The sequence below is a fragment of the Flavobacterium sp. ARAG 55.4 genome, from assembly GCF_051846875.1.
Lineage (GTDB): Bacteria > Bacteroidota > Bacteroidia > Flavobacteriales > Flavobacteriaceae > Flavobacterium > Flavobacterium plantiphilum.
Window position 1 is genome coordinate 1 of the sequence record NZ_JBPYCT010000028.1, and the last position, 4905, is coordinate 4905.

At 37.3% G+C, this 4905-nt stretch carries 7 protein-coding genes; all 7 read right to left on the reverse strand.

From position 1 onward, the window contains the following. On the reverse strand, nt 1-1222 hold a 1222-nt coding region (locus ACSV4D_RS17900; protein ID WP_439229355.1), incomplete at its 3' end, for a PcfJ domain-containing protein. After that, entirely contained in the window at nt 1222-1596 is a 375-nt protein-coding gene (locus tag ACSV4D_RS17905) for a PcfK-like family protein (RefSeq protein ID WP_439229356.1), read from the reverse strand. The genes ACSV4D_RS17900 and ACSV4D_RS17905, both read right to left, overlap by 1 nt. A 27-nt stretch (nt 1597-1623) precedes the next feature. Next, nucleotides 1624-1983 carry a DUF7222 domain-containing protein gene (locus tag ACSV4D_RS17910; protein WP_439229357.1) on the reverse strand — a complete coding sequence of 120 codons (360 nt, stop codon included), beginning with the start codon at nt 1981-1983 and terminating at the stop codon, nt 1624-1626. 40 nt (nt 1984-2023) lie between these two features. Further along, nucleotides 2024-2413, reverse strand: coding sequence for a single-stranded DNA-binding protein (locus ACSV4D_RS17915; protein WP_439229358.1), 390 nt, complete (start codon nt 2411-2413; stop codon nt 2024-2026). A 358-nt stretch (nt 2414-2771) separates the two neighbouring features. After that, on the reverse strand, nt 2772-3197 hold the full coding sequence (locus ACSV4D_RS17920) for a DUF1810 domain-containing protein (protein WP_408082142.1): 426 nt from the start codon (nt 3195-3197) through the stop codon (nt 2772-2774). 30 nt (nt 3198-3227) lie between these two features. Further along, nucleotides 3228-4592: an exonuclease domain-containing protein gene (locus ACSV4D_RS17925; RefSeq protein ID WP_439229359.1), complete on the reverse strand. Its 1365-nt coding sequence runs from the start codon at nt 4590-4592 to the stop codon at nt 3228-3230. A gap of 52 nt (nt 4593-4644) precedes the next feature. After that, nucleotides 4645-4905 (reverse strand): hypothetical protein (locus ACSV4D_RS17930; RefSeq protein ID WP_439229360.1); only part of this gene is annotated, 261 nt, incomplete at its 5' end.

The window sequence follows — 4905 nt, forward strand, 5'->3', positions numbered from 1 at the left end:
TTGAGTTTTTGTTTTTCAGTCCTCTGCATTGAACAATTTTCATTTTAGAAAGAGAAACTTCTATGGTTTCTATGGGGATGTTACCCATTTGGGCAGAGAAGATTAACGAATCTTTTTTCTTGAAATATTCATTAGTAAAAAGACAATGATGTAAAGCGTCTCCCTCTTTTAAAAAATCCTGAACGTTTTCTAATACAGCGATTTTGAGATTTTCATTTGAAAAAGTTAATCCAAAAAAAGTTTTTTTCTCCTCTGTATATGAAGCTTGCGCCTTTGCAATTTCGGCACGCATTTTTTCAAGGTACTCTTTTCGTTGAATGGCTCTTTTCTTCAAGACCAATTTATCATGTGACTGATGGAGGTTTTCAGGACAAACTAAAGCAGGATTACAAAGGTCTTTTTTAAACCAATGCAGCAGTTCGATATAATCAAACCATAAATCATAATCTTCAATAATATAATGGTGCTTCAAATAGGTTTTAACCGCTTTCCAATTTTCTTTGATACGTTGTCTAGAGGTTTGGATATAATAATAGAGCATAGCCGTTTGCCCCGATTTTAAAAGTGTTTCGGCAATGGAATCACTTAAAATAGCAGTAAATAAAAGTTGCGGTGCTATTTTGTAACAAGAAGATTTAAATCCGTTCCGTTTTAGGATGGGCAGGATTTTCATTTTAGGAAAAACCTTGTAGGGATTGATAGTGTACTTAGGAGTGTCTAGAAAACTCTTTGGACGAATTTCAAGAGTAGAATGCAGTTTCCAGGCATCATAAGCCTGTGAAAATAGGTTAGTATTAAGTGATACACTACGTGTTTCACCTTTTGCATTAATCCAATGCTGCATCACTTCTTTGTGGGTGTAAGTAGGCATACAATTTTTTTTCATTTCTTTATAAGAACAAATGATACGTACCACTTGAAAGTTCGCTTTGGTGTCTAAAACAGCTGAATATTCGATTTCGTGAAAATGCACCTGATTGTATTGGAACATTTTCAGTTTACCGTTACAGGCAGTACACTTTGTGAAATTTTGGCAAGCTGTGTTTTTAGTGTCAGGTTTCCAAGAATGCGCACATTCCAGACAGTGAAATTTGCCTCTTGATAGAGCCGCCCATTTGAGAAAGATGTTTTGTTCTGCCCATTTTTTCATTTCGGTATTGATAGGAGTTAGTGAAGCACTTAATGCCGTAATTTCTTTTTCTATTTTGGTTTTAGGTATCATCAGTCAAAAAGTGTTAAGGTGGTTTGATTCGATTGAGGGGTTGGAAGGACAGTCCTTTTTTCTGTTGTTTTTGGAGTAGCTGCAATAGGAGTCGTAAACAAATCAGGCGTTGCGGTGTGTTGTATGTTGACATTGTGTTTGTTTTCCGTTGGGATTATAGTGTCATCGTTGTAATATTGGACAGCCATATCAAATATTTCGTTGTCAGCAAAGGCACATAAACCTGTTTTTTTGACTTCAGTTAGGATGTAATGGATACAATTGTCCAGGCTTTTGGATGTTTTTTCCAAAGCAGGAGCAAAGGCAACATCAGTAGTTGCCTTTTGCTGAAGATAATTAGCTATGATAGCTTTAAAGTTTTCAGATACTTTCATGATAATGAGATTAAATTTTCAGTAGCATTATTCGAAGATGTTTACATAGAGGTCAAAACAATATTCTTCAAAGCAGAGCCAACACATAAAAGTGTAATGAGGCAGTTCGTATCGGTTTGCTATAGAGTCGCCCAGAGAGGCTTCTACATCCGTTTTAATACTTTCCAAGTCCTCCAGATGAGCGATGTAAAAGGCTTTACAATCGCTGTGATAGATGAATTCTCCAATCATTCCGCTGATACAGCCAGCCTGTTTAAGGTCATTCAAAAAGGCTTTTAGCTTTTGTTTTTTAGAGCCGTCATAGCTTTCTATATGAGATAGAATAATTTTATTGAATACGCTGCTTACTTCATAGATTCGATAAGAGGTTTTGTTAAAGGCTTTCATAACTTGATTTTTTAGGCTTATACATGTTGGTTAACAACTATTAAAAAGGCAGGTCATCCGGTTCTTTTTCATTATGGGGATTTATCGAAACCTCATTAAGATTGGTTTGCTGTTGCTTTTTGGAAAAGACAAGAAATTTGATAGTATTGGTATGAAAGTTCAGGCTTCCTTTAGCCTCGCCCTTATTGCTTAAGTACACACTCAGACCGATACGTCCGAAGAGTGCTACCAGAGTCCCTTTTTTAAGCCATTGGGCAAGCTTGGTGTTGAGCCAGTACGAACATTCGATATAGGTTACAATTTCTTTGGTTTCAGTACTGCCTTTAGGTTTGTAATGGTCATTTACAGCGATACTAAAATTGACTACTTCTTTGTTGTTGCCCACCTTATGAACAGTGGCGTCTGCGGTTAATCGTCCAATGATTTCCATAGCTTTGAGAATTAAGAGTTACTACTATTTTTGTTTCTCTTTAACCGTTACCAAAAAAAGTTTTCAAAAGAAAAAACGGAAAAAAAGAAAGCCAGATTCAAGTAGCGCATCCGGTACATCGGGCTATAAGTCCCAAAGGGTGAGCCAATGCAGTGCAGCTCATTATGCGCACGAGGTAGTGGGGCGTTACTATCTTAGCTGCCCTTTTAGTCCGTTTCAGCATGAAAACCAGACTTAAAAAAAATATTTGAATAAGCTATCGTTCTACAGCAACCCAAAAGTAGCGCCCATAACAAGAGTTAAGTAGCAATACCATGACTAAACAGTCTGGTATTGTTGAGGAGTAATAAGAAAAAAATTATTTTTTTTGTAATAATTCCAGTGTACGGTTGTCAGGAACTCCATCAAAGTAGGTATCCAACACCTGTGCAAAAACCGGATTTGCATTAGGGACAGCAGCAAATAATGTCATCGAAGAGTGGAGTTTTAAATTGTCAGGAGAACCAAAAACCGCTGTAGCAGTTTTATCTTTTAAGGCTGATAATGCTGTAGAAATTTCAATCAGATGTTTTCCCAGTACAGGATGAGAGAGATAGCGTTGAGCTTCGTTTAAATCGTTAATTCCATAAAATACAGAAGTCTTGCTCAAGCCCAAACCTTTGAGTTGAGGAAAAACAAACCACATCCAGTGCGTTTCTTTCTGTCCTTTTTTGATTTCTGAAAGTGCTTTTAAATACACCTGGTTTTGTGCTTCCAGAAAACGAGTTAATTTATTTGAATCCATGTATAATTTGGGATATTTAATTTAAAAAAGTTATTGGAAGAAAACTTTTGAGGGATATTTTTTTATGAAGCTATTAATTAACTGCATGATGTAATGATTACTTCGAGAAGGAGTAACCACTTCTTTTATTTCTGAAATCCCGGTAAGAACAGTATCTAAAGATAGATAGCCCATGCCATAAAAATGTCCCTTTTCGATCCAGAGGCAACTACGCTCGTCGTCAGAACGCCCTTTATCTATTATAGCAAAACTTTTTTTACTATTACGCAAAAAAGCAATAGCATTTTCAATCTGCCGGTTGTGTTGGTTAACATCGGGAAGCTCCAACAGCCTATTGGGACGTACAGCAGCCCCTTCATTAATCGTTGCATAGTGACAAAACTTTTGATCAATTTCAAACTGCTCAGCGAGATTTCTGAGCTTGTTAATTGCTTCATAGCGACTATTGAAAGTTTCTAAACAGGCATATAATGTGTTTCGTTTTCCAATAGCCAGATATTGATAACCGTTACGGGCTTCATAATGATAGAGACCAAATTGAGGTTCAAAGCGTTTTAAAGCGCGATTGTATAGAGGCCAGAGCTTTTGAATCTCATGACACTCTAAAATCAAAGCCATGAGTTCAGTAGCACAGGTTTCAAAAGAAATAGCATAAATCTCGCGCAGAAAGTGTTGTCTTTGCGAATTAACTTTATGACCACTAAAATGAGAAGCTACTCTTTTTTTCATATTCACAGCCTTACCCACATAGATTACTTTTTTGTTTTGATTATAGAAGTAATAAATGCCGGGTTTATCGGGTAATTGTTCAAAGTCTTTTGGTGGAACGTTAGGAGGTAAACGTTGATCCTGAGAGGTATTTTTAAGCATCGTTGGAATTACATTTTCAGAATCCCATTGCTGTAATAGTGTAAAAAGAATAGCCGTAGCATCCGCATCACCACCTGCACGGTGTCTGTTCTCTAAAGGAATGTTCAGAGCCGTACAGAGTTTTCCTAGACTATAGGACCCCAATCCGGGTTTGATTTTTCTGGCTGCTCTCACCGTACAAAGTTTCCGGGCAGTCCATTTAAATCCCGATTTCTCCAATTCATGACGAACAAACGAGTAGTCGAAGTTTACGTTATGGGCGACAAAGACACGGTCACTAAGCAGTAGTTTTATTTTCTCCGCCACCTCGTCAAAAATGGGTGCATCGGCTACCATTTCATTCGTAATACCTGTTAAGGCAAAAATAGCAAGCGGTATCTCTTTTTGTGGGTTTATCAGTGTTTCAAAGCGTTCGAGTACCGTTGTTCCGTCATGAATGATAATAGCAATTTCAGTAATACGACTTCCACTGGCATTTTCGCCTGTGGTTTCGATATCTACTATGGCATATTCGAGTTTTTTCATTTCAGTCACCAGATTACAAAATTATCAAATGATTGCTAATTTCATTTCACTTTTATGGATTACTATTTGTCATTTTATGGCGAGGCAAATGGATTTCGTTTTCCTGCGGATAAGGAGCCCGATGGGTCATACTTATATCTTCACGCAGTTGTTGGTGTACTTTGTAGGCTCTGTCCGTTGTATTGGAATATCTGGGATCAGCAACAAAAGGCATTTTGGTCATTTTAGAAATAGTTATGGTGGGAAAATGATAATCCACTTCTACACGTCCCATAAGCAAGTAACAGCCACCGCCCTGAAACGGATATTCTTT

Excerpts from the sequence above, each read along its gene's own strand:
- ACSV4D_RS17915 (WP_439229358.1), bottom strand. The coding sequence starts at position 2,413 with ATGGAAATCATTGGACGATTAACCGCAGACGCCACTGTTCATAAGGTG.
- ACSV4D_RS17925 (WP_439229359.1), bottom strand. The coding sequence starts at position 4,592 with ATGAAAAAACTCGAATATGCCATAGTAGATATCGAAACCACAGGCGAA.
- ACSV4D_RS17910 (WP_439229357.1), bottom strand. The coding sequence starts at position 1,983 with ATGAAAGCCTTTAACAAAACCTCTTATCGAATCTATGAAGTAAGCAGC.
- ACSV4D_RS17920 (WP_408082142.1), bottom strand. The coding sequence starts at position 3,197 with ATGGATTCAAATAAATTAACTCGTTTTCTGGAAGCACAAAACCAGGTG.
- ACSV4D_RS17905 (WP_439229356.1), bottom strand. The coding sequence starts at position 1,596 with ATGAAAGTATCTGAAAACTTTAAAGCTATCATAGCTAATTATCTTCAG.